This is a genomic window from Bacillus sp. REN10, from assembly GCF_016820555.1.
Classification (GTDB): Bacteria; Bacillota; Bacilli; order Bacillales; family Domibacillaceae; genus Bacillus_CE.
In genome coordinates this window covers 1-2,536 of record NZ_JADHDW010000031.1, presented here as the reverse complement: position 1 = coordinate 2,536, position 2,536 = coordinate 1, and the positions used below count along the sequence as shown (strand labels likewise).

General features: G+C 36.5%; 4 protein-coding genes. All 4 read right to left on the bottom strand.

The features are described from left to right. Positions 1-489 (bottom strand): N-acetylmuramoyl-L-alanine amidase (locus tag IRB43_RS17525; protein ID WP_203364731.1); only part of this gene is annotated, 489 nt, incomplete at its 3' end. Between the two features lie 71 nt (positions 490-560). Beyond that, positions 561-956 carry a phage holin family protein gene (locus IRB43_RS17520; protein WP_203364732.1) on the bottom strand — a complete coding sequence of 132 codons (396 nt, stop codon included), beginning with the start codon at positions 954-956 and terminating at the stop codon, positions 561-563. 211 nt (positions 957-1,167) lie between these two features. Continuing rightward, the gene (locus IRB43_RS17515; RefSeq protein ID WP_203364730.1) at positions 1,168-1,851 is read right to left on the bottom strand and encodes a GIY-YIG nuclease family protein; all 684 of its coding nucleotides are present in this window, start codon (positions 1,849-1,851) and stop codon (positions 1,168-1,170) included. A 484-nt stretch (positions 1,852-2,335) separates the two neighbouring features. Then, on the bottom strand, positions 2,336-2,536 hold a 201-nt coding region (locus IRB43_RS17510; protein ID WP_238942087.1), incomplete at its 5' end, for a siphovirus ReqiPepy6 Gp37-like family protein.

Sequence of the window (2,536 nt, the reverse complement as noted above, 5' to 3'; positions counted from 1 at the left end):
TTTGAAGAACGATTGGTTGTTTAACTTGTCCATATCAGCTTTGTTGTCAATAAATAGACACTCTAGTAATAAAGCAGGCATCTGTGTACCATTTAGCACACGAACGTCTTTACGTGACTTAATGCCGCGGTCTTTAAGGTCGTGTTTAGGTAAAACTTTTGCTACCTCGGCATGTAGCGTATCACCCTCTTTACAAGGTGAATAAACCAATGTTTCATATCCCGTACCGCCACCAGCGTTCAAATGAATGCTGACAAATAGATTGGCACGAGCGTTATTTGCAATGTTACAACGGATGTTTAAATCACGTCCTTTGTTGGTGTCTAACGCTTTGTCGGATGTACGAGTATAAATCACTTTGATGGATTCTGGCAGCCGCTTCGCCACCTCTACACCGATCTGGCGGGCGTACTTATATTCCTGACCGTATTTAACTGCGCCTGGATCCGGAAAGCCATGTCCAAAATCGATTACAACTACTTTAACCATTACTGAACTCCCCTCTCATTTTTCCGTTTCTCTGATCGACTAATTTTAGATTCTAACTCCGATCCAACCCACTAAGTAATTTTTTCTAATGCGGAAACTGGCACCCAATCACACCAGCCAGATCTAATTGCATTCGCCGTCATCGATTGCAACACATGGTATAGGACTCCAAACGACAAGAGTCCAAATAAAATACCTGGAAGACTTAGTGCAGCATCTAATAAATGTCCACCGGCCGGTAGCAAAGCAATAAAAAAAGTACGAAAGACACCGTCTAATCCGTACTTTGAAGCATAAGTATTATCTTTTTTAGCAGCTCGAATGCCACTAAGCCAGTCCATAGCAATAAAAAACGCGACAGCAACCATGATTGCCTTAACAGTTTCTCCTTCACCGTACAGATTTTCAAATAGTGGTGTAAATAACGCTCCCATAAGAGCAGCATAAATTCTTTGTATATATTCCATTACCGTCACCCCTTGACCTCTTTTTCTTCTTCTAATTCACAGTTTTTTATTCTTATCAATGTATCCAATCGACTATCTCACTCTTTACTTGTTACAAATTCTCATCTCATTTTTTTTTGCATATTTGTATGTTTCTAAGTAAAAATATAGAATTTAGAAATGGAAAAGCACCCTTGAACAAGAGTGCTTAAGTGTTAGCATTGAAATAGTTTTATATATCCAACAAGTTTTTATTTACGATTTGAATTAATTCAATTACTTCACTAGGGTTTGTATTAAACCATTCTGATCCAGGAGAGTGTTCAATATGTTGTCCTCTCATTTTTAATATAGAATGCAACATCGTTTCCAATAAAGATGAATCGTTAGTTTTAATGACAAATTCAATTGTGGGTTTTTCCGGTAATGCTGTAGTTCCTTGAGATAGTATTCGGGTTAACGGGTCTCTGTCGGATCTTCCAATTTTGCAAGGCCATGTTTTTTTACCTTCAGATAAAGCCAATTTTTTGTAAGTATCAAAGTAGTATAAATAAACTGAGGAACTACCATTTCCATATACAACTTGTGCTGAAATTTCTGGATAATATTCTTCTTTTGTTTCATCTTCTTGGCACTCAATCTCTTCCATTACAAGTGAATCCCCTTTATTTATTTCCCAATAACCATACGTCTTATTTATTGCCCATCCTTTTTTAGACATGTTACTAAGCGCTTTTTTAACTGACCTCGGAAAGTCTTTAGCCTCTGGCGATAATCCTCCATTTGCTATATGGTGATTTAAGACTCCTTCTACTATTTCATTACGTTTAATAGTTTTACCATTGAACAATTCAATTATTAATTCCTCTATAATTGAGGGATTTATAGGTACCTTATCATATTTGTATTCTTCCATTTCTATCCCCTTCCTTTATTATTTATGTCACATTATCGTCCTGATGTAAAAGAAAAAAGTACACCCGTTAGGATGTACCCTGAAAATCATCTGATCATTAGTGGACCCATATATATTTTCTTACACTCTTGACAAACATAAGTTGATAAATTCGTTTGCTTCATTTCATGTTTTTTAGATTCACAGAAATATTGACCATCTTTCGAATATAACAACACCTTCCTAGGATTAAATTGATTTGTTATATCATTAAAGTATGCAGTCATGATCTCCCTCCTCTCCCATTTAATTATAAATTAGCCAAGAGAGTAAATATAGAAATATAACCAAAATAAAAAAGCCTACTGGGGATATACTTTATCATCCTAAAAGGCATAAAAAATAACGACTGCTAAACGTTTATCTCCGAAGCTCCATACCGACCTGACTAAATTCTTGTTTAATCTTATCAATCAAAGTCGGCCTACGATTATCAAAGGTTATGTCAATTCGTCTCCCCCCCTCTCTCGTAAATTTCTTTAACTTCGGTAATCCGGGTATCTAGCCCAATGCCCCATTCCCGATTTTGCAGAGTAACGATGTCACCCAAATCGTAATCCTTTTCATAGATAAATGGCGACTTTGTAAGCACCTGTCCATCCAGATAAATTTCTTGCTCATGTTCGGCCAGTTTTTGGTTACCTCT

What these genes read in the sequence shown, in the direction of transcription:
- IRB43_RS17520 (WP_203364732.1), bottom strand. Translation starts at nt 956, where the DNA reads ATGGAATATATACAAAGAATTTATGCTGCTCTTATGGGAGCGTTATTT.
- IRB43_RS17515 (WP_203364730.1), bottom strand. Translation starts at nt 1,851, where the DNA reads ATGGAAGAATACAAATATGATAAGGTACCTATAAATCCCTCAATTATA.